This is a genomic window from Rhizobium sp. 'Codium 1', from assembly GCF_020889605.1.
Lineage (GTDB): Bacteria > Pseudomonadota > Alphaproteobacteria > Rhizobiales > Rhizobiaceae > Allorhizobium > Allorhizobium algae.
Window position 1 is genome coordinate 334468 of the sequence record NZ_JAJGPW010000001.1, and the last position, 22002, is coordinate 356469.

The window sequence follows — 22002 nt, forward strand, 5'->3', positions numbered from 1 at the left end:
TCCTGTTGCTTGCGTCTGATGGAAGTCGAAGACAATGGACAAGCCTTCGGCGGCGGTGCCGAAAAGGCGCCGATCGAGGGATCGTCCAGTTGTTGAAGGTTCAGTTGGTCGGGTTGATCTCGCTGTCGAAGCGGCTCAGCAGCCGACTTCGCTGTCCGGGTGAACCGAAGGTGGCGAAATCATAGTCCACCATCTTGATCATCGAGATGTCGGGAGCGGCAGGCGGCAGCATGGCCCTGGCGTGGGATGGCACCTGGTTCTGGCCGGCGGTGGCGCCGGTTGCCTGTCCATCCGGGCTCAGGGCAAAATCGACGAAGCGGCGCGCCTCCTCCAGATTGCGACTGCCCTTGACGATGCTGACGGCTCCGATTTCATAGCCGGTACCCTCGCAGGGTGCGACGATCACGAGGGGAGCGCCCGCCTCCTTTTGAGTGACGGCATCATGCATGAAGGAGATGCCAATGGTGATCTCTGCCCTGCCCGCCGCCTTGACCGGCTCGGCACCGGCCTTGGTGTATTCGGTGATGTTGCGGCCGAGTTCGCGCATGTAGACAAATGCCTCGTCTTCGCCGAGGAGTTGCACCAGCGTGACGAGGGTTGTGAAGGCCGTGCCCGAGGAATGCGGATTGCCGGACAGGATATGCCCGCGATAGATGGGCTTGGCGAGATCCTTCCAGCAGTTGGGCGCCGGCAAACCGGCAGCCGAGAGAAGATCCGCGTTGTAGGCGAAGCCGAGTGCACCGGCATAGAGGCCGACGGCCGTGCCACCAGACAGGGAGAAGAAATTCCGCGCCCAGGGCAGAAGGTCAGCTTCCTGCTGCGGGCGGTAGGGTTCGAGCAGTCCCTCATAGGCCGCCTGCAGGTGTGTAACCCCGGTGCCACCCCACCAGACGTCAACCGTGGGCTGATCTTTCTCATCCCGAACACGATCGAGTATTTCGCCGGTGCTCATCCGTGGCATGTTGACCGCAAGGCCGGTCTTTGCCTCGTAGGTCTTCTCCATGACGGCACACCAGACTTCGTCGACGCCACAAAGAACGTTCAGCGCGTCGGCTCCACGGGTCGCGGTGGTCATGGCGAGGGTTGCAAAAAACCCGGCGCCGATGGCGGTCAGTAACTTCACGTCGTCCTCCCTTGGAACCTCCCCGTTCCAATAGATGAAGCATGTCCATAACGGTCCGGGCAGGCAAGCCGGGATATGGTTACCGATCTTTCACCGCACCATCGTCACCCATTGCAGAGATTGCAAATGTTACAATTGTGACGCTTGCCGATAACCACCAAGTCTTTGGCGTTTTCGCCCGGCGCGGTTATGATGCTGATGGGAGGACTGCAACTTGTTGAACCAGAAGGTAAAAATTCTGATCGTCGAGGACGATCCGGATATGGCGGAGCTTATCTGCGATCTGGTGGAGGCAGAGGGCTGGATCCCGATCACCGCGCCCTCCGCCGAGATCGCGCAGGAGCGATTGCAGCACGAGACGGTTCAACTCGTTCTGGTCGATCACAATCTGCCCGGTCTGTCCGGTCGGGCCTTCGCGCAGCGTCTGAGAGCCCAGACCGATGTCGGCATCGTCATGGTAACGGCAGCGGGAAGCGCGACCGATCGGGTGCTCGGACTGGAGACCGCAGCCGACGACTATGTCGTCAAGCCGTTCGAACCGAACGAACTGACCGCACGGATCAAGGCCGTTCTCCGACGCACCCATCCGCAACTGCGCCACGACAGGGAGAGCGACCGCGAACAGACGCCGGCAGCGCTGCGGCTCGGCGAATGGGCCATCGATCTCGCTCAACGCCGGGCTGTTTGCCTGACCGATCCGACGAAGACACTGACCTCCGCCGAGTTCGCCCTGCTGGAAATACTCGCCGAGACGCCGAACTCGCCCGTCAGCCGCGCACAGATTCTCGACCGGATGGGGGCTGATTCCGATCGCTTCGTCGATCGGAACGTCGATGTCCTGGTGCTGCGGCTGCGGCGCAAGATCGAGCGCAACCCCGACCTGCCCAGCCATATCCAGACACGACGCGGCAAGGGCTATGTGCTGCACATCGACGACGCCGGATCATCGCCTTGATCAACCGCGCCTTCCTCTCCTCCATCGCCTTTCGATTGCCCTTTGCAATCGCCTTCATCTGCGTCTCGGTCCTCCTGTTGTCGACCGTCGCCATTTATGGCCTGCAAAGAGCGCGCAGCGAAATGTCGGCCTATAGCGTGCAGGCGTTTACAAGCCTCGCCAAGGCCTCACTTGTTTCCAGGCAAGTTTCCGACCTTGTTTCCAGCGCGCCATTCCTGATGAATGCCACGTCTCCCTACCGTGTTTCGAGCGAGAGCCGTGCCGTGGTCGCACAGGTCGCGACACTGCTTGAGACAATGGCACCGGATCAGCCAGGTGTAACCTTGCAAGGCGCCGGTGCGCGCCGGATCATCGAACTGCTCGAGGATATCGAAGCACAGACGCTGGCCCTTGCGGCAAATGCCGATGCCGCCCAAGAGCACAAGGCTGAAGCGGCCGTGGCCCTCGGAGAAATAGCGACCGCTCGCACGATCCAGGATCAGGATCTGCGGCAACGCCTGAATGGCATCGCACAATCCGCCTCGACATCAGACAGTCTGTTCCAGCTCGGGGAACTTCAACGTCGCTTCGTGGCCGAGACGACCGCCCGAATGCTGGTACCAAGCCCCGACCTGCGGGTCTCGCCTGAACAGCTCGAACCGTATCGGCGGATCTTCGAGGCCCAGACCCGTTACCTCCTCGAGATGTTCACCATCCGCGCCTCCGTCTCGCGCCTGCACACGGTTTCGCGTGACCTTTCCCATGCAACGGAAACCCAGAGCGCATTCGTTGCCAGCGCGCTGAACCAGAACCTCGAAGCCACCTCGAGCGCTTTGCGCCAGCTGCTCGTCATGATCGCGCTGGCATCCTTCGCGGTGGTCATCCTTGCCATTCTCTCCATCCGCTCGGTGATGCGGGTTTCGCATGGAATAGGCGATCTCTCGCGCGGCATGAATGCGCTGGCGCGCGGAGAGGAAAATGTGGGGCCGCCCGTTTATGCCGGAACCGAAACGGAACTGATCCGCTTGCTTGACGCCTTTCGCGCTTTCAAGGAGAGCGTGGATCGTGTGTCCCGCCTGAGACGAACCGCCGAAGCGGCTGCCCGCACAATCCGATCGACATTCCGGACGATGAACGAAGGCATTGCGCTCTTTGATCCCGCAGGCCGACCGATCACCATGAACCGTCGCATCATCGAGCTCATGCGGCAGACGGGATCGTCGCGGAAGATGTCGCTGCGGCGCTTCGTCGGAACGGTCCCGGAGATCAATCCTTTGCTCATGCCGACCGAAAACGAGAGGGGGTCGCTTGTCGAGCGTCAAATGCTGCGGCACCGGTTTGCCGACGACCAGGTTGTGGAGATTTCCGCATCACGGCAACCCGACGGAGGGGTGGTGCTGCTTGCCCGTGACGTGACGGCCCTGGATCGCCAGGAGATGGAAGCGGCGCGCGCCCAGCGACTGGATGTCGTGATGCGCATGACACATCAGGTGAGCCACGAGGTCGGCAACATGATCGGCATCATCACCGGAAGCCTTGGCCTGCTTGAGCGAGAACCTGGTTTCACGGAGCGGCAGAAGCGCCACCTGGGACGCATACGCAAGGCTGCCGAGCGCGGGCGAGCGCTCGCCTCCAGCATGTTGTCCGTCGGCAGCCAGCAGCAGATACGTCCGACTTCGATCGAGGTCGGCACGATCCTTCAAGGGATGGCCGATGTCCTGGAAATGGCGATCGGCAGCCGCAATCGGCTGGAGCTGAAAGTTGCAGGCAATCTGCCAACCGTCAGCCTCGATCCCGCGCTGCTCGAGCAGTCCATCCTCAACCTGTGTCTCAACGCATCGGCCGCCATGCCGGACGGCGGAGCAATCCGCGTGGAAGCATTGGAAAGTTCCCAAACCATCATCATCGCAGTCATTGACGAAGGGGTCGGAATGTCTCCTGAAGTCCTGGATCAAGCGATGGAACCCTATTTTACGACACGCTCGAAAACCGGGGGATCGGGCCTCGGGCTCGCCATGGTCTATGGGTTCGTCCGCCAGTCTGGTGGTGAAGTCAGGATCGAATCCCGCCTCGGGGAAGGAACACGTGTCGAGCTTTGTTTTCCTGCCGTTAAAGTCGGATATGACGCCATGGCGGGCTGAACCAGAGTGGACCCAAGCTCGCCGTTGAAGGCCTGTTGCCTGTCCGGGATCCAAGCCCGTGAGACAGAGCGCGTTTCGTTGTCATCAGAGGATTTTCGGCTCACCCATGTCTTCGCACCGTCGCTGCACCTGGCTTGCCTTAATGCCAACCATGCCACGGCGCCCCGGCGCCCGGGAGTTATATTGCCTCGCCACTGCATCGGCGGGCAATGTCATGGCCCTCAGCCTGACGCCAAGCAACCCGACCCCGCCGGAAAGACACCGGTGACCACGTCGTGGGACACGGTCTTCAATTTCCCGAGACCCGGCCTGCATGACCTTTACTTTCCTGTCTTCAACGACGTTTAGTAGCTCCGCAGCGTTGGGTAAGCGCGCAGTGATCGGAGTACATATGGGCTTCACATTCTTCGTCGCCGCAGTCGGCTTCGGCCTGCGCATTCACGCAGACGGGCTGTTTCTTGATCAGCTTCGCAGTGGAGACCCCGAGGCGCTGCGTCTGCTCGTCGAGCGTCATCAGGCTGCCCTTGTCGGCCTGGCGCAGACCATCGTGAAGAACCGCGCAATGGCCGAAGACGTCGCTCAGGAAACCTGGCTTTCGGTCATTGCCAACATCTCCAGATTTGAAGGCAAGGCTGCCCTGTCGACCTGGATTATCGCCATTCTGCTGAACAAGGCGAAAACCCACGCCAAACGTGAAGGACGCTATGCGCCTCTTGCCGAGGACCATGATCAGGGCGATGAGAAGCACACCGTGTCGCCATCGCGTTTCGATGCGACAGGGCACTGGGCCAACGCACCTCGCTCCTTCGACGGCTTGAACCCGGAGCGGATATTCGCCGGGCGACAGTTGTGGAACCATGTTCGCGAGATGATCGATCGACTTCCTCCCGCGCAGAAAGCGGTTCTCATCATGCGTGATGTTGAGGGTCATGATGCCGCGAAAACCTGCGAGCTTCTCGAACTCACCCCTGAGAACCAGCGTGTCATGCTGCACCGCGCCCGCACCCGTATCCGCAATGAGATTGAAATCTTGCTTGTCGGAAAGGATGCCGGGCATCACGCAAGCGTGAAAGGAATGCTGTAACGTTCCCGGTCAAGCCAAGTCTTACTGGCAGAACCCGCCCGGGTTTAGACCAAGAGGCGAACGACATTGTTGCGTTGCAGAGACATTCCAGAGATTGCCAGCGATTACATCAATCGCGAGGGTTCGATGCGGACCCGGATGATGATGTCTCTTCATCTGGCGCAATGCAAAAACTGCAGAAGCTATGTCGGCGGGCTGAAGATCACCAGGACCCTGATCTCCGAGAGTGTTCGGGGACCCGTGGCCGACGAACTCCTGCAAACGCTTGGTCTCAAAGATCCGGATCGCGATGGTTCTTTCAAGGAGCCGAACGAATGAGACTAGATGCCTATAATTTATCGACGAGCACGGTAAGCTCAGACGCTGAAACGGCTTTCGAGGCGGCGGTCCATGGTCTCGCCGCCCATAGCCCAGACACCGGGGTCGCACTCCAGTCGACCCTCACGGCGGACCCCGATCACGTCGCAGCACTTGCGCTCAAGGGTTTTGCAAACCTCATTCTCGCGCGGTCTGAACTGGCAATGCCGGCGGCCGACGCACTGGCTGCGGCGCGAAAGGCCATGGCCTATCGTGATGGCGGAACACGGGACGAGCAGGTCCTGGTGCATGCGCTTGCGGCGGCCGTGGATGGCTCCTTCGCAACCGCCGCCCACCGGCTGGACGAGGGCTTTGCCGAGCGGCCGGCCACCTTTCTCCCGTTCAAGATTTCGCACGCCCTTCGCTTCATGCTGGGCGATGCCAGCGGAATGCTGTCGGCAAGCAACCGTGTGATGGAAGTCTGGAGCGACGACTTGCCGGCTGCCGGCTTCCTGCTCGGCTGTCATGCATTCGCACTCGAGGAGCATGGCTTCTATCAGGCCGCCGAAGCGGCCGGACAGCGCGCAGTTCGCCTGCAGCCGGATGATGCCTGGGGCCTGCATGCCGTGTCCCATGTCCACGAGATGCGCGGCGATACAGCAGCGGGCATAACCTGGCTTGAAGAGGGCCGGAGCGCCTGGTCTCGCTGCAACAACTTTGCCTTCCACATGGCCTGGCATCTGGCGCTCCTGCATCTGGAGCGCGGCGACCACGAACAGGTGCTGAAGATCTATGACGAAGAAGTGCGCCCGCAACAGACGGACGACTTCCGTGACGTGGCAAACGCAGTCTCGCTTCTGTGGCGACTCAATCAGACCGGTGTGGACGTCGGGACCCGATGGGCCGATCTGGCGGAGATTGCGCTGAAGCGGCGACATGATACGACGCTGGTGTTTGCCTCGCTGCATACACTGGCCGCTCTGGCCGCCCTTGGCGAATACACCGGCGTGCGCGACCTCATCAGCGGGCTGGAGGTGAAGGCCGCCGGCAACGGCGACCAGGCGCAGGTTGCCGCCAAGGTCGGATTGCCTCTGGCCCGCATCATCGCCGGGATGAGCACTGCGGCCGATCGGCAGAAGCTGGATCAGCTCGTCCTCGACATGCCGATGATCGGTGGCAGCAATGCCCAGCGCGACTTTTTCCTTCTCGCAGTCGCCAAGGCTGCGGGCACGAATGGTGACAGCGCGGGCTTCTCCCGGATCCGCGCCGTGCGCGGCCTGCTGCGCGCCGAAGATCGCCTGATCGGGTCGATCGAAATGCACAGAACACTCTGATTTTCCAGGCTGGACGCTATTTTCGCTCAACAAAGGGGGGAACGACAATGACCATGATCGAGACCGACAAGGCGCCTGTTCTGCCACGGCTTTCAGGGAGACTGCTGACCACCATCGTCATTGCTGGACTGGCTGCAGACATGACTTGGGAAATCTGGGCAAGAGGGATCACGCCGCTGCTCGTCGGCGGCCCGCTCGAACCGGCCGGGCTCATCCAGAGCGTGTTCGGCTTCCAGAACCGCTTTGCCGCCGAAATCATCCACGCGATCGTCGGGATCATCCTCTACCCGATCGGCTATCTGTTCATCGCGCGGCCGCTCCAGCGGATGATTTTCCCGCGTCTGCCTCTTTTCCTGACCGGGCTCGGTTTCGGGACAGGCCTGTGGATCTTCGCCCTCTATGTGATGGCGCACCTGATCGCCGGCTTCCCACCGTTTCTCGGCTTCATTCCTCTGACCTGGGTATCCCTGGTGGGCCATTGGCTCTTCGGGCTGATCGTTGCCTATGTCGTCTGGTTTCGTGAGCGCTAATCCTCGTGCCCGGGCAAGATCTTGAGACTGGACATTCCGCACACCGTTTCGGGGGCGTGCGGATTTGCGCCTCAGAAACCGATCTCCCGGAGAGCGACGTCAAGATGCTCCGGGCTGACCTGATGCCCGCCATCATGAATGCACAGCGCGACTTCACCGCGGTTGCAGTCAGGCGTCACCTCGCAGGGAATACCGCCGATGACCTTCTGGATAGTGGTCTCGGGCTTGCAAAGCTTCTGTTCGCGAATGATGGCCATGCTCTTGAATGTGTTCCCCTGTTGGAAACCCGAGCCGATGGCGCGGCCGCTCAAGGGAAATGTCTTGTCCGCCGAGCCGTGAATCTGCACCAGCGGCGGCATGTCCGCGACACAGTCCGTCGGGGCCGGCAGCGGATCCCAGAACACTCCGGAAAAGGTCACCGCGCCCGCGGTGCGGTTTCCCTGCTGGCACAGCGTGTACCAGGCCATAGAGGCGCCCTGGGAGAAGCCGCCGACAAGCGTGTTGGTCCGATCGAAGCCAAATCGCACCCCCAAATCATCGAAGACGTGACCGACGAAGCGCTTCTCGTCGCGAAAACGTCCAGGAGCGTTGGGATGAGACCATGTCCCGTTCAGTCCATCGACCGCCGCAAAGGCCAGCCCGCGGGCATGGGCGACGTCCACCAAGGCCCGATGCTGCATCTGCTTCTCGGCCGAACTCTTATATCCATGGAAGTACACCAGGACGCCTTTGGGCGAACCGGCCGACGGCATCTCGATCCTGTAGGAGCCGTCCTCCACGACGCAAGGGACGCTGTCTCCGCACTCGTCGGCGTGGGCCGCATGAGGCACGAGAAGCCCGGCCGCGATCAGCAGATACTGCGGAATAGTCACCTTGGCGCCTCCTGTCGAAACCCTTCATTTCCCGTACAGTCTTTGGTGGAGCGCTGCAATTTGGCGACGCTTCACGATAATGAGAGAGGCTTTTTGCCCAATGCCAGATGAAATCAGAACGACGCCGGCGCGCGTTGTCGAAGCGGTTGCAGCTACACTGCACGCATACGGAGTTCGCCACGCCTTCGGCATGCCGGGCGGTGAGGTCGTCACCTTGATCGACGGGCTGGAGAAGGCCGGGATCGCGTTCCATCTCGCTCGCCACGAGACGGCGGCAGCCTCGATGGCAGCGGGTGCTAGCCTCACCACCGGTACACCCGGCCTGCTCGTCACCACCGTCGGACCAGGCCTTGCCAATGCCGTGAACGGGATTGCGGACGCAGCGCAGGAGCATGTGCCGCTGGTCGTCATCTCCGGTATCGTCGATCGCGCGACACGCGCACGCTACACGCATCAGGTCATTGACCACGCCCAGCTTCTGCGGCCTTTGGTCAAGGCGAGTTTCGAGATCGAATGTGAAAGCGCCGGACCGACAGTTGCCCGCGCCCTCGCTCTTGCCCTGACAGAGCCGATGGGGCCGGTTCATCTCGATCTTTCCCCGGCTGTCGCGGCGATGATTGACCCCAATCCGAGGGTGATCACCCCAACCACCGTTCTGACACCTGCGGTTGGGGCAGCCGATCCGTCGATACTCATCCTGGCGGAGCATCTGGCAAAGGCCGAACGACCATTGATCTTGGCCGGCTTCGAGGCGGCCAGAGCCGATGCGGGGCCGCACATCCTGCGCCTCGCCGAGGCGATCGGTGCGCCGGTGGTGACGACCTACAAGGGCAAGGGACTGATCCCGGAAAGCCATCCCCTGGCGCTTGGCGGTGCGGGCCTGTCGCCGCTGGCGGACGCCATCATGCTCGACCTCATGCGGCGCGCCGATCTGATCCTGATGATCGGCTACGATCCCATCGAAATGCGTCTCGGTTGGCTAGACCCCGTGATCGATTCCGACAGGATCCTGGAGATCACGAATGCCGCGCCCGATCACGCCATGCATCACGCGGCCAACCGGCTCCTTGCCAATACTGCCGCTGCGACAGCGGCGCTGGCGGCGGCCGTCGAACCCCGACAATCCTGGCCTGACGGCGAGCACCTCAGCGCCAGGGATCGGGTGGCAGCGACCTTTGCGACGCGATCGGACTGGGGACCCCATGTCATCATCGACCTGCTCAACGAGGCCGCTGGCGCGGATGGGCTTGTGACGGTCGACAGTGGTGCGCACCGGATATTGCTGTCGCAGAAATGGATTGCCGAGCGCCCCTTGTCCCTGCTGCAGTCCGCCGGCTTCTGCACCATGGCGGCCGCGCTACCCTTGGCGATCGGCGCCAAGGTCGCCGATCCCGAACGCCGCGTCTTTGCCGTGATGGGCGATGGCGGGCTAGAGATGGGGATCGGGGAACTGGCTACATTGCGCGACAACGGCCATCCCGTCACTGTGGTCGTCTTCCAGGATCAAAGCCTGGCGCTCATCGCATTGAAGCAGTCCTCTGCGGGTCTTGCTTTCGCAGGCGTTTCGCTGGGAGAAACGGACTTTGCCACCATTGCAATGGGATTTGGTGGACACGGCGTTCGCGTCGAAACCGCCGACGATCTCCGCCGCGAGCTCGCTGCCGCAGACGGCCGGGCGAATTTCACTCTGATTTCATGCAAGTTTGATGCCGATGCTTACGAAAACGCATTCTGAACCGGCCGCCAGCTCCGACCTCCCGCCACGCATCAAGCGCCCCCGCGACCCCCGTCTCGACTTGTTTCGCGGGATCGGAATGCTGATCATACTGCTCGCGCATGTGCCGAACGACCATTGGGCCCTGTGGATCCCGGCGCGTTTCGGATTTTCGGATGCCACCGAAATGTTCGTCTTCCTGTCGGGCATGGCATCGGCGATTGCGTTCGGTCGCCTTTTCGACCGGGAGGGGATCGTCATGCTGTCGGCACGGGTGGTGCAGCGCATCTGGCAGATCTACTGGTCGCATATCTGCGTTTTCATCGTGGTCGCAACGCTGATGGCCGCCGCCGGCAACAAGCCGGACGGTACCTCCTACATACAGAGCCTCAATCTCGTCCGGCTGTTCACCGACCCCGCCCCGCTTCTTCCGGGACTGATGACCCTCACCTATGTGCCGAACTATTTCGACATCCTGCCCATGTATATGGTGATCCTGGCCCTCATGCCGCTCATGCTCTTGGCTGAGCGAGCGAACCGGTATCTGCCGATACTGCTGATGGTCATGCTTTGGCTGTCCGCTCAGTTTTCCCTGGTGCATTTTCCAGCGGAACCGTGGTCCGATCGCCGCTGGTTCTTCGACCCCTTCGGCTGGCAGCTCATCTTCTTCCTCGGCTTCTTTCTGATGCGCGGGACAATCGTTCCGCCGCCAGACAATCGATGGGTCATGGCTCTGGCCGTCGTGGTCGTTCTCGTGACCATCCCCTTCGCCTGGTACATGGTCCTCGACGCATCCGCATTCTTCCGGGATGCCGCTCAGGCCATCCGGCCTTTGACCAACAAGACCACGTTCGGTCTGTTGCGGCTCGTCCACTTCGTGGCACTCGCCTATATCGCCTTCCATGCCGTCGGCGTCGGGGGGCAGAGATTGATCCACCCGCGCGTCTATCCCGCCACGCGCGTGTTGATGAAAGTGGGGCAACAATCCCTGGCCGTCTTCACCACAGGCATGGTCGTCGCACAGATGATCGGCATCTGGCTCGATCATGTCGGACGCACGCCTGTGTGGATGGCGGTTGCCAATCTCACCGGCTTCGCCCTGCTCATCGGTACCGCTTATCTGGTGGCCTGGTTCAAGGCCGCGCCCTGGAAGGCATGACACGACATAGCATCTGAGAAGTTTGACACAATGAGCAAACAAGACACACAAGTTGCACCTGGCAGCCTTGAAGGACTGCGCGTGCTGGACCTGTCCCGCATTCTGGCTGGCCCGACGGCAACCCAGCTCATGGCCGATCTCGGCGCCGAGGTGATCAAGGTCGAAAAGCCCGGGAGCGGAGACGATACCCGCAGCTGGGGGCCACCCTTTCTGCCCGACGCCGATGGCAATGACAGCGACCTGAGCGCCTATTTCCTCTCTGCGAACCGGAACAAGAAATCGATCGCCATCGACATCACGTGCGAGGAAGGCGTTGCGTTGCTGCGCCGGCTGGTGGCCATTTCAGACGTCGTGGTCGAAAACTACAAGCCGGGAGACCTCGCGCGCCGCGGTATCGGCTATGAGGACCTGAGGCTCATCAAGCCCGACATCATCTGGTGCTCGATAACAGGATTTGGCCAGACGGGTCCGTATTCCGACCGCATCGGCTACGATTTCCTCATCCAGGCCATGGGCGGGATCATGAGCATTACCGGCGAACCGGAGGCAGCCGGGGGCAAACCCGTCAAGGTGGGCGTCGGGATCGCCGACGTCATGTGCGGCATGTATGCAACCGTCGGCGTTCTGGCGGCGCTCAGGCACCGCGACCGCACGGGACAAGGGCAGCATATCGACCTTGCTCTTTATGACAGTCAGGTCGCCTGGCTCATCAACGCAGCCACAAATCATCTGGTTTCAGGCCGCGTGCCCAAGGCTCTCGGCAATGCACATCCCAATATCGCGCCTTACCAGACATTTGCGGCATCCGATGAGTATCTGGCCGTTGCTGTCGGCAATGACCAGCAATTCGCACGCTTTGCCGAGGCAATAGGACTTGCAGAACTCGCCCTCGACGACCGGTTCAGGAGAAACCGGGACAGGCTCGCCAATCTTGAAGATCTGCAGGCCCTGATCCAGGCGGAAATTTCCAGGGATACCGCGCTGTCCTGGGAGCAGCGTCTGCTCGGCGCCGGTGTGCCGGCCGGCCGCGTCGCGACCATCGATACCGTCCTCACCGATCCCCATACGCTGGCGCGCGGAATGGTGGTGGAACTGCCGGGGGATGAGGCCGAGGATCCGGTTCGCCTTCTTGGAAATCCGCTCAAGATGTCGGTGACGCCTGTTCACTACCACACTCGCCCCCCGCATCTCGATGCCGACCGCGAGGCAGTCCTGCGACTTCTGGAACCAGACGCGGATTGAGCGGGAGCCCGCCTGCTTCAGCGCCTGGTCCAGACGCTGGCAATCCGCTCGGCCAGGGTCAAGGTTGCGAAAGCGGCGACGACATAGGCGATCACGGACAGATCCTGGAAGATCGTGCCGCGCAGGTAGATCGGGCCATTAGTCCACAGGATCCACAGGGACCAGACGAGGCCCGCAACGAAGACAAGGCCCAAGAGATGGCGCAAACGCGATGGCCGCGTATCCTCGCTCATGAGCCCACCCCAGGTCCGGCGGGCGTTTCGACCTTGAAGATCATGATATCGTCGCGCTGCTCGATCTCACCCTCGAGCTCGATCAGCAAACCCGTGTGATCGAGCAGTGCGCGCGGCAAGGGTCCTCCATCAGCGCCTGCCATCAGCAGGAAGTTGTGGCCTTCCACGGGCGAAGTCGTCACGAAAACGGGCGGCACGCCGCCGGTGATGCAGAGATTGGCGCAGGCCTTGTGCGCAAGCCCGGTTCCCGGCCGCATGGCACCGGCGTAACACTTGCCGTCGCAGATTTCGCCCGTCAGACGCCAGCGGCCAAGGGCGACCGGGGCTTGAGGCTGGACGGCACCTGCCGGTGGCTCCACGCCTGCCAGCCCGTTGCGGCCACCTACCAGCAGCATGTCAAGCTCACCGCGCTTGACGAAGATGCCGGAGACTTCGGCCCACTGCCCAGCGAGAGGATCAGCGGCGTTGGCGACACCCGTCTTTCCCTGCCCGGACAGCATGATGGCGCGTGGGCCTTTGCCATCCTGTGCGGGTACGCGCAGGATCGGATAGGGCAGCGTTTCCAGGACGCCAGCCAGACGCCCGCCCTTCAATTCGTCGACATAACCACCGGAGCCGGGATCCTGGGCCGAGAGCGAGAAGGCCAGTGACGCCGAGACAAGGCCCAGGAGGAAGAACACACTGACGAGAAGCGCACACTGCGCGATTTCCGGTGGGACCTTCTTCGCATAGCCAATGAAAAATCCGGGATCTGGCGGCCGAGGCATCATGGCGAAGTCCTTCTCGACGGCAGTGGTGGAGAGGCAGGGGGCAGCGCACCGTCGATCACGACGGGCTCGATCCTCGTCCCGAGCGGCACGGCGACCGGATCGACCAGGACACGCGCACCGGAGATCTTCACACGATATTTGCGCACTCTCTCCCTGAAGGGCGGCGGGGCGCAACCGTCCTCCAGACGATATTGATAGCCGTGCCAGGGGCAGGTTGCAAAACCCATGACCACCTTGCCCTCCCCGATCGGACCATTCTGGTGCGAGCACAGGTTGGAAAGCGCCGACAACTGGTTCTTGAACCGGAATACGGCAACCCGCTCCCCTCGAGGAAGCACGCCGACGATGGCCCGTCCCTCCTGAATGGCATCCAGTGCGCCGACATCCACCCAGCCAGTCTCTGCGTCGATCCGAGACGCTGCGTCATCGATCGCCATCTCCCGGCGCCCGGCAAGCAGATGGAGGACCGACAGAGCGGCGAGGCTTGCACTCAGGAACAAGGCCGTCATCGGGTTCGTCCCATCGATTGCCGTCCCCAGGCCCACATGCAATACGGCGGCTGCATAGGCCGCATAGATGCCCATATGCATGGCCTTCCAGACCGGAGGCGACAGGAAAGACAGCCAGAAGTCGTGGCTCGTTGCGGCCAGCACCAGCAGGATCACGAGAGCAAAGATGCCGAACAGTTCGAACGGAAAACCGGCAATGCTGCCGAAGCTCGTATTGCTGGTGAAAAGCGCCGTGAGTTTTGGCGTGGCGCTGAAGGCGAAATACCAGTCCAGCACGAACATGGCATGGGTAAAGGCGACCGCCGCCGTCATGACGCCAAGATGGCGCCGGTTGTAGAGCAATGGCAGAAAACGGGAGTCGAGCCTGGCGAGCGGACCGATGGCCAGCACCACGGTCAGCAAGAGAAAGGCCAGCGAGCCGAAGGCGCGCATGCGCAAGATCGGTGTATCAACCGCGCGGACGGAGGAAGAGAGAAGTGGCGCGAGCTTGAGATAAAGCAGGATGTAGGCGACCAACCCGCACAAGAGGATGGCGTCATAGATGAGCTTGTTGCGGTTCCAGCCGACGGGCTTGTATGCCGTGCTCATGACTGCTCCTGCCGGTCGCCGGCATCGAGCCGTATGGGTGGCGCGTCCCTCGAAAGCTTCGGTTTCGATATGAAGGCAATCGCCAGGGCAAGAGGCAGGGCGATCGCGAGCACAGTCCATATCCACCCATGAGCCTTGCGATGCGCGCGTTGCATCGGCCTAGCCTCCCCTGCTTCGGGCGAGCACAACCCATCGCCACACCACCAGAGGCCATAGGAGAACAATGCCCGGGATCAACAAGGGACGAAACGCATAGGCCCCCACGGCGGCATGATCGATCCGGTCGATACCGACAGACAGGAAAGCCACCGCCACGAGAAACCCCGGTGCGGCCCAGAGGAGAAGAAGAAAACGGACGGGGTCGGCGAACACATCCATGCCGATCACCTCACTCCAGTCCTGTTGCGGGAATGGCAGCGCCGGTCACCACGGCTGCTTCCGGTGAGATGAGGAAGGCAATCAGCCGGGCAATGGAATCGGGGGAGACCCAGTCTGCCACGTTGGCATTGGGCATGGCTGCGCGATTTTGCGGCGTATCAATCGTCCCGGGCAGGATGCAGTTGGCCGTGATGCGATTGCCGCGATGTTCGGCAGCAATGCTCTCCGTCAGCCTCAGCACCGCAGCCTTTGATGCAGCATAGGCGGCCTGATTGGCGCCCGCCTTCAATCCCGGGCCAGCCGCGATGTGCACGATGCGGCCATACCGGGCCGACTGCATGACGGGGAGTACAGCGACACTGGTGACAAGGGCAACCCGAGCGTTCAGGTTCATCATCTGATCAAACTGGGCAAGGGCATCGCCATCGACCGGCCCGGTCGCGAAACCGCCGACCGTGTTGACGAGGCCGTCGATCCCGCCGAAAGAATCGACTGCCGCCTCCGTCATTGCCTGGGCGATCGAGGGACTGCTGAGGTCGGCGCCCGCAAATGTCAGAATTTTCGCCTTTGACGGCAGCGATTCAACCAAGGCAGCCAGTACCTCTGGCGTTCGATCCACGCAGACCAGGTTTACGCCCTGTCCGGCAAGTCTTGTCGCTGTTGCGCGGCCCAGGTTTCCCCCGGCGCCGGTCACAATCACGCATGTGGGTTCTCGCATGACCTGAACTCCCCAAAGAGTGGCAGATAGACCGATGATGGTCGCGACGGCCTTATCTGTCCGTTAGACGCTCTTCGCCTGAAAGCGTTACAGGCAAGCAGGACAGAAAGTTTCCGTCAGCCCACCGACGAGCGCGCGCGCGCTCGCATCGCCGGGTGACCCGCTGCTCGCCGGTACCCTCGGCCTTGGGCATTGGGCGCCACCAGCATCCTTGCGCAAAGCCGTCCCGTTGACAACTTTAAGCCACTGCAACCTGAATACCGGTCTCGCTCACAAATCCGGATGGCGATTGACGTCCTTGTAGAGCAGGTAACGGAAGCGTCCCGGGCCACCGGCATAGCAGGCCTGGGGGCAGAAGGCGCGGAGCCACATGTAGTCGCCGGCCTCGACTTCCACCCAATCCTCGTTCAGGCGATAGACCGCCTTGCCCTCCAGCACATAAAGCCCGTGCTCCATGATGTGCGTTTCCATGAAGGGAATGACGGCGCCCGGCTCGAAGGTCACGATATTGAGGTGCATGTCGTAGCGTATGTCGGACGGATCGATGAAGCGCGTGGTCGCCCAGCGGCCCTCGGTCTCCGGCATGGCGTGCATCACGCAGTCGTCTTCATGGGTGAAGATGGCCGGCGGCGCTTCCAGGCCATCCACGACCTTGAAGGCCTTGCGGACCCAATGAAACCGGATTGGTGCCGCGCTGTCATTGCGGAAGGTCCATTTTTCGCCGGCGGGCAGATAGGCAAACGAGCCGGCGCGCAGTGGGTGATCGTGGCCGTCATAGGTGATTGCCCCCTCGCCTTCGACAACGAAGATCGCGGCCGAGGCCCGTGCATCCGGCTCGGGCCTGAGGCTGCCGCCACCGGGCTTCACTTCCATGATGTACTGGGCGAAGGTCTCGGCAAATCCGCTCAACGGCCGCGCGATGATCCAGGCCCTGGTTTCGTCCCAATGCGGCAGAATGCTGGTGACGATGTCGCTCATCACCGTCTTCGGGATGACCGCATAGGCTGTCTTGAACACGGCCTTGCTGGACAGGGTCTGGGTCTGCGGCGGAAGTCCGCCAAGCTGCGAATAATACTGGTTGCTGCTCATTGTGCGATTAACGTCTCGATTGCCTTGCGATTCTCCCATTCCTGCGGTGTCAGCGTCTTGATGTCAAACTGATCTCGCGCCCGCTGCGCGGTGGGCACCTGCAATTCGGGAAACGTCGAAGACCCCAGCTGAGACGCGTCGCCGTCAGCTTTGCCAAGCCTGCAGGAAATCCTGGCAGCCCGGCCCGATGGAACAAAAACGCCGCGTGGGTGTTGCGCCCCGAGTGGGGGTTCCACAAAAGGGGAAATCGTGTTCGGGGCAATCGGTTTTATCAATCCAGAATTGGAATGCTGCTGATGGATCTCGATATCTATTGCGGCCCCGCGCCGACACCTGACATTCTCTGGAGCGCGTGGAACTTCGATCCGCCCCTGCTGGCAGGTGTTGCTGCCATATTCCTCTTGCTGGTGATTTCGGCCAAGAGCCGGCGGCAAAGACTGGCGGCCTGGACATCGCTCGTGTTGATGCTGCTGGCATTTGTATCGCCACTGTGTGCGCTCGCTTCCGCGCTCTTTTCAGCCCGTGTCGCCCACCACGTGGTGCTCGTGACACTGCTTGCGCCGGCCATCATCCTTGCGATGCCAGCCGAGACCCTGCGCAGACCGCAGCTGCCGGCGCAGCTGTCGTTCATCACGCATACGGTCCTGATGTGGGTCTGGCATGCACCGGGTCCGTATCTCTTCGCGCTCGGCTCTCCCGCTGCCTACTGGCTGATGGAGCTTAGCCTGATCGGCTCCGCGCTCTGGCTGTGGATGGACATTCTTTCCCCGCGGCGCTCGGCGGGGGCAGCCATTGGCCTTCTGCTGGGCACGACGATCCAGATGGGCATGCTGGGCGCGCTCCTGACATTCTCGCGTGAACCGCTTTTTGCCTCCCATATGGACAGCACCCATGCCTTCGGGCTTTCCCCGCTGGCGGATCAGCAGCTGGCCGGTCTGCTCATGTGGGTTCCTGCCGCACTTCCCTATCTCGCTGCTGCCCTGCTCAGGCTGCGCAGCGTCTTCTCCGGACGAAGCTTCGACAGCAAGGCACCTCGCTGATGATTGTCCTGCTCAAATTCGTCCATATCACCGCGATTGCCATCTGGACGGCAGGGCTCATCAGCCTGCCGAGCCTCTATGTGCAGCGGGCCCATGTCGAAGACGACGATGCGCTCTACCGCATGCAGCGCATGACCCGTTTCGCCTTCGTCGCCCTCATCTCGCCAGCCGCCTTCATTGCGGTCGCAAGCGGCATTGCGCTCAGCTTTCTCCGCGACGTGTTTTCAGCCTGGTTTTCCTGGAAGCTCGGTTTCGTCGGCCTGCTGGCCATGTTCCATGTATTTTCCGGCCTCGTGGTCATCCGGCTCTTCCGTGAAGGCGAGGTCTATCCTCCATGGCGCTTCGTGCTGGCCACGGCCAGCTGTTGCGCGGTTGTGGTCGCCATCCTCGTCCTGGTTCTGGCCAAGCAGGCGCCCGCTCTCTCTCTTCCACCCATCATGTCGGAGCCGGGCGGCCTGCAGCGCCTGCTCAATCCGTTCAATCCTTGGGCGACACCATGAGGCCGATTCCGTGATCGAAGATCAGCTTGCCCCCGTGCCAGCCGGCGACGCCGGTCAGTACGGCTGCCAGACACGACAGCAGCAGACCGTGCGGCAGAACCGCATCCGGTTCGAGCAGCCTCAGCCCCCAGTTGGCGCCGGCCACCGAGATCAGGGTGACGGCCGCAATGGCATGGGCCCAGCTTGCGACGCGGGCACGAATGCCGGGCACGGCCAGAAGTTCGACGGTGCCGACGATGCCGGCTGCTACGCCCGCGACAAAGGCGGTTCCCGCTGTCCAGAGACCGACCCTGAGCCAAAATGGATCGGCGCTCCACCAGTAGAAGACGTCGACGGCGAGCGTGCCGAAGACGAGAGCAATGGGAAAATGCACGCTCATGGCATGCAACGGGTGCCCCGCCACGGCGATCGCCGAGGTCTTGTCCTTTTCCTCCAACTGCTCGATGACGGGGTTGGGCGTGCTGCTCTGCGACGTCTCGGCCATGAAAACTCTCCGTTTTCGATGAAAAGGCGCGGGATGTGGAGAATGTTCCACCACCCCATCTTCGCATCTGGCGCTCCACTCATTCTCGCCTCCTGTTCCGGCGACCTGTCGGCGCTCGATCCGGCCGGGCCCTATGCCGGCGCGATCGCCGATCTCTGGTGGATCATGCTGGCGGGCGCCATGGCGATCCTCACCCTTGTGATCGTGCTTTTCGGCCTCGTTCTCTTCCGCCCTGATTTCGGGCGCAGCCTTTCGGCCAAAGGCTGGATGATCGCCGGCGGCCTGTTCCTGCCGGTTCCCGTGCTTATCGCACTGATGACCTATGGCATGGCACAAGGCGAGTACCTGATCGGTGCCTGGCAGAATGAACCGGTGATGGCGCGCGTCGAGGCGCGCGGCGCCATGTGGCGCTGGGACTTCCGCTATCCGGATATCGGGGCGGACATGTCAACCACCGGGACGCTGCACATTCCCGCCGGGGGGGTCGTCGAAGTTCGCGTCACAAGCGCCGATGTCGTGCACAGCTTCTGGATCCCGCGTCTCGCCGGCAAGATCGACGCCGTCCCTGGCCATGAGACCGTACTGCGGATCAAGGCCGATGTGCCGGGGCGATATGCCGGAATCTGCGCGGAATATTGCGGCGCCGGCCATGCGGGCATGCGCTTCACGGTGGAGGCCCACGCGCCGGAGACCTACCGGCAGAAATTGAATGCGTTGACGGCGGAGGTGCCTGCATCATGATGGACAATAGGCCCGAAACCGGCTTCGAGACAGCAGGATCGCCGATCCGGCTGCACCGTCAGCTGAACGCCATCTGGGGATCGGGGCAAGGATTGCAGCGGCTGTCTGCGGTCAACCACACGATCGTCGGCATCCGTTTCATGGTCACCGCGCTCGTCTTCTTTGCCATCGGCGGCATTCTCGCCATGCTGATCCGCACGCAGCTTGCCTCGACGAACAGCACCTTTCTGGATGCCGCCCAATATGCGCAGGTCTTCACGATGCATGGCGTCATCATGATGTTCCTCTTCGCCATTCCCTTCTTCGAGGGGCTGGCGATCTATCTCCTGCCAAAGATGCTCGGCGCGCGCGATCTCGCATTCCCGCGCATGTCAGCCTATGGCTACTGGTGCTACCTCTTCGGCGGCTCCTTTCTCGTCGCAGCGCTCCTTTTCGGTATCGCGCCGGACGGCGGCTGGTTCATGTATACGCCGCTCTCATCTCGCCCCTATTCGCCGGGGATCAATGCCGATGTCTGGCTGCTCGGCATCACCTTCGTGGAAATTTCGGCGCTGTCTGCCGCCATCGAGATCACGGTGACCATCCTGAAGCTTCGGTCACCCGGCATGTCGCTCACGCGTATGCCGATCTTCGCCTGGTACATGCTTGTGGTGGCGGCGATGATGCTGATCGGCTTCCCGCCGCTGATCCTCGGCTCCATACTGCTCGAGGTCGAGCGGGCCTTCGACCTGCCTTTCTTCGATCCCACACGCGGTGGCGATCCGCTCTTGTGGCAGCACCTCTTCTGGCTGTTCGGGCATCCGGAAGTCTATATCATCTTCCTGCCGGCGGCCGGCGCGCTCTCGACCATCATCCCGGTGCTGTCGCGCACACGGCTCGAAGGCTACGGACTGATCGTGGCGGCGATCGTCGCCATGGCCTTCCTCTCCTTCGGCCTGTGGGTGCACCACATGTATACGGTGGGCATTCCGCATGTGGCGCTTTCCTTCTTCTCTGCCGCCAGCGCGCTGGTCGCCATTCCTACAGGCATCCAGATCTTCGCCTGGCTCGCGACCATGGCGCATGGGCGACCGCAGTTCTCGATCCCGATGCTGCATGTCTTCGGCTTCTTCTTCGTCTTCGTGCTCGGCGGCCTCACCGGAGTGATGCTCGCCATGGTGCCCTTCGATTGGCAGGCCCATGACACGCATTTCGTGGTCGCTCACCTGCATTACGTCCTGGTCGGCGGCTTTGTCTTTCCGATGATGGCTGCCGCCTATTACTGGCTGCCGCACATCACCGGACGGCAACCGGTGCAGCACCTGTCCAAACCGGCCTTCTGGCTGGTCTTCATCGGCTTCAACGTGACCTTCTTCGCCATGCATCTGACCGGGCTGCGCGGCATGCCCCGAAGGGTGTTCGAATACCCGCAGGAAGCCGGGTGGGAGGTCCTCAACTTCGTCTCCTCGGTCGGCGGCTTCGTCATGACGATCGGCTTTGCCCTGGTCGCCGTAGACCTGATCATGCTGGTGCGCTACGGCCGGCGCTTCCGCCGGGATCCCTGGAAGGCCGGAACGCTGGAATGGGCCACGCCGACGCCGGCAACGTCCTACAACTTCGGTTCGCTTCCGCGTATCGACGACCGCGCCGACGCCCTTGAACCAAGCGTGCTGGGGCCGGATCTGGCGGCGGGGCGGGGTTATCTCGGCTTCACGCGCAATGGCTGGATGGAAACACTGACCGTCGATATGGTGACGGGACGCCTCGACCATGTCGTCGTCCTGCCCCGCCCCACCTACCTGCCCCTGTGGACAGCGATTGCGACGGCTGCCTTCTTCGCCAGCCTGCTCGCCAAACTCTATTGGGCGACACCGATCGCACTTCTCGCCGTCATTGCTCTCTTCCTCCTCTGGACGCCGTCGACAGGATTGAAGCAGGACATCGGCCCCCTGGAGGTCGGACATGGCGAAAGAGCTTTGCATCACCAGGAGGTCGCCCAACCGCCCTCCTGGTGGGCGGTCGTCTTCGCGCTCGCGGCGGATGCCACGCTCTACACGTCGCTCATCTTCGGCGGCTTCTTCCTGTGGCTGTCCGCACCGAACTGGCCGCCACCGGATCTCGACTTCACCTTTGCCGGCCCGTCGATCATTGCAGGCATCGCCCTGCTGGGCGCGGCACTCTCGACCAGGCTCGCCGACGGCCGATCCGGCAAGACAGTCTTTGGCCTCGCAATTACGCTCGTGGCGCATCTGGTCACGGTCGGCGCCCTGTCCGTGGTCATGCTGTCGCTCCCGGCGCCGACCAGCCATGCAGCCCTGGCTTCGGCCCTGGCCGTCGCCGCCTATGTCACACTGCATGCAGGCATTGGCGCAGTGCTTGCTGGCTATGGATTGTGGCGTTGGCATGCGGGCTATATCTCGGTGCAGCGCAAGCTGGATCTTCGGATCGGCAGCCTCTGGCATGATTACACGGCTATCGCCGGTATCGTCGGCCTTGCCTTTCCTTTCGTCCTGCAGAGCCTGACCGGTGCGGGAGGGCGGTGA

21 protein-coding genes are annotated in these 22002 nt (G+C 62.1%); 12 read left to right on the forward strand and 9 right to left on the reverse strand.

The features are described 5' to 3' along the window. Positions 1-100: 100 nt before the first annotated feature. A complete protein-coding gene (locus LJE98_RS01635; RefSeq protein WP_229573871.1) occupies positions 101-1075 on the reverse strand; it encodes an ABC transporter substrate-binding protein in 975 nt (324 codons plus the stop codon). A 262-nt stretch (positions 1076-1337) separates the two neighbouring features. On the opposite strand from LJE98_RS01635, the gene LJE98_RS01640 reads away from it, so the two are divergent. The 5 genes from LJE98_RS01640 to LJE98_RS01660 all read left to right on the forward strand — a co-directional run bounded on the left by LJE98_RS01640 (position 1338) and on the right by LJE98_RS01660 (position 7443). After that, positions 1338-2078: a response regulator transcription factor gene (locus LJE98_RS01640; RefSeq protein ID WP_229572983.1), complete on the forward strand. Its 741-nt coding sequence runs from the start codon at positions 1338-1340 to the stop codon at positions 2076-2078. Continuing rightward, entirely contained in the window at positions 2075-4198 is a 2124-nt protein-coding gene (locus LJE98_RS01645) for a sensor histidine kinase (RefSeq protein WP_229572984.1), read from the forward strand. Before LJE98_RS01640 ends, LJE98_RS01645 begins: the two co-directional genes overlap by 4 nt. Before the next feature lie 313 nt (positions 4199-4511). Then, the gene (locus tag LJE98_RS01650; protein WP_229572985.1) at positions 4512-5282 is read left to right on the forward strand and encodes an RNA polymerase sigma factor; all 771 of its coding nucleotides are present in this window, start codon (positions 4512-4514) and stop codon (positions 5280-5282) included. 314 nt (positions 5283-5596) lie between these two features. Then, the gene (locus tag LJE98_RS01655) at positions 5597-6913 is read left to right on the forward strand and encodes a tetratricopeptide repeat protein (protein WP_229572986.1); all 1317 of its coding nucleotides are present in this window, start codon (positions 5597-5599) and stop codon (positions 6911-6913) included. Between the two features lie 47 nt (positions 6914-6960). Further along, positions 6961-7443, forward strand: coding sequence for a hypothetical protein (locus tag LJE98_RS01660; RefSeq protein WP_229572987.1), 483 nt, complete (start codon positions 6961-6963; stop codon positions 7441-7443). Positions 7444-7514: 71 nt separating this feature from the next. Here LJE98_RS01660 and LJE98_RS01665 read toward each other — a convergent pair whose 3' ends face one another. After that, positions 7515-8315 (reverse strand): alpha/beta hydrolase family esterase, encoded by an 801-nt coding sequence (locus LJE98_RS01665; protein WP_229572988.1) that lies wholly within the window; start codon positions 8313-8315, stop codon positions 7515-7517. Between the two features lie 100 nt (positions 8316-8415). Between LJE98_RS01665 and LJE98_RS01670 the strand changes: the two genes are divergently transcribed. From LJE98_RS01670 to LJE98_RS01680, 3 genes are read left to right on the forward strand one after another with little or no spacing between them, the layout of a single operon-like run. Then, positions 8416-10050 (forward strand): thiamine pyrophosphate-binding protein, encoded by a 1635-nt coding sequence (locus LJE98_RS01670; protein ID WP_229572989.1) that lies wholly within the window; start codon positions 8416-8418, stop codon positions 10048-10050. After that, positions 10028-11188 (forward strand): OpgC family protein, encoded by a 1161-nt coding sequence (locus LJE98_RS01675; protein WP_267498920.1) that lies wholly within the window; start codon positions 10028-10030, stop codon positions 11186-11188. The genes LJE98_RS01670 and LJE98_RS01675 overlap by 23 nt, the downstream gene beginning before the upstream one ends. Before the next feature lie 30 nt (positions 11189-11218). Next, positions 11219-12430 carry a CaiB/BaiF CoA transferase family protein gene (locus tag LJE98_RS01680; RefSeq protein ID WP_229572991.1) on the forward strand — a complete coding sequence of 404 codons (1212 nt, stop codon included), beginning with the start codon at positions 11219-11221 and terminating at the stop codon, positions 12428-12430. Positions 12431-12447: 17 nt separating this feature from the next. Here LJE98_RS01680 and LJE98_RS01685 read toward each other — a convergent pair whose 3' ends face one another. From LJE98_RS01685 to LJE98_RS01710, 6 genes are all read right to left on the reverse strand, one after another. Then, complete coding sequence (locus tag LJE98_RS01685) at positions 12448-12663, reverse strand: hypothetical protein (protein WP_229572992.1); 216 nt, start codon at positions 12661-12663, stop codon at positions 12448-12450. Further along, the gene (locus LJE98_RS01690) at positions 12660-13433 is read right to left on the reverse strand and encodes a hypothetical protein (protein WP_229572993.1); all 774 of its coding nucleotides are present in this window, start codon (positions 13431-13433) and stop codon (positions 12660-12662) included. Before LJE98_RS01690 ends, LJE98_RS01685 begins: the two co-directional genes overlap by 4 nt. After that, a complete protein-coding gene (locus LJE98_RS01695; RefSeq protein WP_229572994.1) occupies positions 13430-14530 on the reverse strand; it encodes a Rieske 2Fe-2S domain-containing protein in 1101 nt (366 codons plus the stop codon). Before LJE98_RS01695 ends, LJE98_RS01690 begins: the two co-directional genes overlap by 4 nt. A gap of 159 nt (positions 14531-14689) precedes the next feature. Then, positions 14690-14908, reverse strand: coding sequence for a hypothetical protein (locus LJE98_RS01700; RefSeq protein ID WP_229572995.1), 219 nt, complete (start codon positions 14906-14908; stop codon positions 14690-14692). A gap of 10 nt (positions 14909-14918) precedes the next feature. Beyond that, complete coding sequence (locus LJE98_RS01705) at positions 14919-15626, reverse strand: SDR family NAD(P)-dependent oxidoreductase (RefSeq protein WP_229572996.1); 708 nt, start codon at positions 15624-15626, stop codon at positions 14919-14921. A gap of 270 nt (positions 15627-15896) precedes the next feature. Next, positions 15897-16715, reverse strand: coding sequence for a bifunctional allantoicase/(S)-ureidoglycine aminohydrolase (locus LJE98_RS01710; RefSeq protein WP_229572997.1), 819 nt, complete (start codon positions 16713-16715; stop codon positions 15897-15899). Positions 16716-17011: 296 nt separating this feature from the next. On the opposite strand from LJE98_RS01710, the gene LJE98_RS01715 reads away from it, so the two are divergent. Together LJE98_RS01715 and LJE98_RS01720 are read left to right on the forward strand one after the other, a co-directional pair. Further along, positions 17012-17755 (forward strand): cytochrome c oxidase assembly protein, encoded by a 744-nt coding sequence (locus LJE98_RS01715; protein ID WP_229572998.1) that lies wholly within the window; start codon positions 17012-17014, stop codon positions 17753-17755. Continuing rightward, positions 17755-18255: a CopD family protein gene (locus LJE98_RS01720; protein ID WP_229572999.1), complete on the forward strand. Its 501-nt coding sequence runs from the start codon at positions 17755-17757 to the stop codon at positions 18253-18255. The genes LJE98_RS01715 and LJE98_RS01720 overlap by 1 nt, the downstream gene beginning before the upstream one ends. Here LJE98_RS01720 and LJE98_RS01725 read toward each other — a convergent pair. Beyond that, complete coding sequence (locus LJE98_RS01725; RefSeq protein WP_229573000.1) at positions 18233-18739, reverse strand: DUF2231 domain-containing protein; 507 nt, start codon at positions 18737-18739, stop codon at positions 18233-18235. The two genes, LJE98_RS01720 and LJE98_RS01725, sit on opposite strands and share 23 nt — an antisense overlap. A 42-nt stretch (positions 18740-18781) precedes the next feature. Between LJE98_RS01725 and coxB the strand changes: the two genes are divergently transcribed. Continuing rightward, positions 18782-19480 (forward strand): cytochrome c oxidase subunit II, encoded by a 699-nt coding sequence (gene coxB, locus LJE98_RS01730; RefSeq protein ID WP_229573001.1) that lies wholly within the window; start codon positions 18782-18784, stop codon positions 19478-19480. Then, a complete protein-coding gene (gene ctaD / locus LJE98_RS01735; protein ID WP_229573002.1) occupies positions 19477-22002 on the forward strand; it encodes a cytochrome c oxidase subunit I in 2526 nt (841 codons plus the stop codon). The genes coxB and ctaD overlap by 4 nt, the downstream gene beginning before the upstream one ends.

What these genes read in the sequence shown, in the direction of transcription:
- LJE98_RS01675 (WP_267498920.1), top strand. Translation starts at nt 10,028, where the DNA reads ATGCTTACGAAAACGCATTCTGAACCGGCCGCCAGCTCCGACCTCCCG.
- ctaD (WP_229573002.1), top strand. Translation starts at nt 19,477, where the DNA reads ATGATGGACAATAGGCCCGAAACCGGCTTCGAGACAGCAGGATCGCCG.
- LJE98_RS01685 (WP_229572992.1), bottom strand. Translation starts at nt 12,663, where the DNA reads ATGAGCGAGGATACGCGGCCATCGCGTTTGCGCCATCTCTTGGGCCTT.
- LJE98_RS01690 (WP_229572993.1), bottom strand. Translation starts at nt 13,433, where the DNA reads ATGATGCCTCGGCCGCCAGATCCCGGATTTTTCATTGGCTATGCGAAG.
- LJE98_RS01635 (WP_229573871.1), bottom strand. Translation starts at nt 1,075, where the DNA reads ATGACCACCGCGACCCGTGGAGCCGACGCGCTGAACGTTCTTTGTGGC.
- LJE98_RS01695 (WP_229572994.1), bottom strand. Translation starts at nt 14,530, where the DNA reads ATGAGCACGGCATACAAGCCCGTCGGCTGGAACCGCAACAAGCTCATC.
- coxB (WP_229573001.1), top strand. Translation starts at nt 18,782, where the DNA reads ATGTTCCACCACCCCATCTTCGCATCTGGCGCTCCACTCATTCTCGCC.
- LJE98_RS01705 (WP_229572996.1), bottom strand. Translation starts at nt 15,626, where the DNA reads ATGCGAGAACCCACATGCGTGATTGTGACCGGCGCCGGGGGAAACCTG.
- LJE98_RS01670 (WP_229572989.1), top strand. Translation starts at nt 8,416, where the DNA reads ATGCCAGATGAAATCAGAACGACGCCGGCGCGCGTTGTCGAAGCGGTT.
- LJE98_RS01655 (WP_229572986.1), top strand. Translation starts at nt 5,597, where the DNA reads ATGAGACTAGATGCCTATAATTTATCGACGAGCACGGTAAGCTCAGAC.
- LJE98_RS01650 (WP_229572985.1), top strand. Translation starts at nt 4,512, where the DNA reads ATGACCTTTACTTTCCTGTCTTCAACGACGTTTAGTAGCTCCGCAGCG.
- LJE98_RS01710 (WP_229572997.1), bottom strand. Translation starts at nt 16,715, where the DNA reads ATGAGCAGCAACCAGTATTATTCGCAGCTTGGCGGACTTCCGCCGCAG.
- LJE98_RS01680 (WP_229572991.1), top strand. Translation starts at nt 11,219, where the DNA reads ATGAGCAAACAAGACACACAAGTTGCACCTGGCAGCCTTGAAGGACTG.
- LJE98_RS01660 (WP_229572987.1), top strand. Translation starts at nt 6,961, where the DNA reads ATGACCATGATCGAGACCGACAAGGCGCCTGTTCTGCCACGGCTTTCA.
- LJE98_RS01700 (WP_229572995.1), bottom strand. Translation starts at nt 14,908, where the DNA reads ATGGATGTGTTCGCCGACCCCGTCCGTTTTCTTCTTCTCCTCTGGGCC.
- LJE98_RS01715 (WP_229572998.1), top strand. Translation starts at nt 17,012, where the DNA reads ATGGATCTCGATATCTATTGCGGCCCCGCGCCGACACCTGACATTCTC.
- LJE98_RS01725 (WP_229573000.1), bottom strand. Translation starts at nt 18,739, where the DNA reads ATGGCCGAGACGTCGCAGAGCAGCACGCCCAACCCCGTCATCGAGCAG.
- LJE98_RS01720 (WP_229572999.1), top strand. Translation starts at nt 17,755, where the DNA reads ATGATTGTCCTGCTCAAATTCGTCCATATCACCGCGATTGCCATCTGG.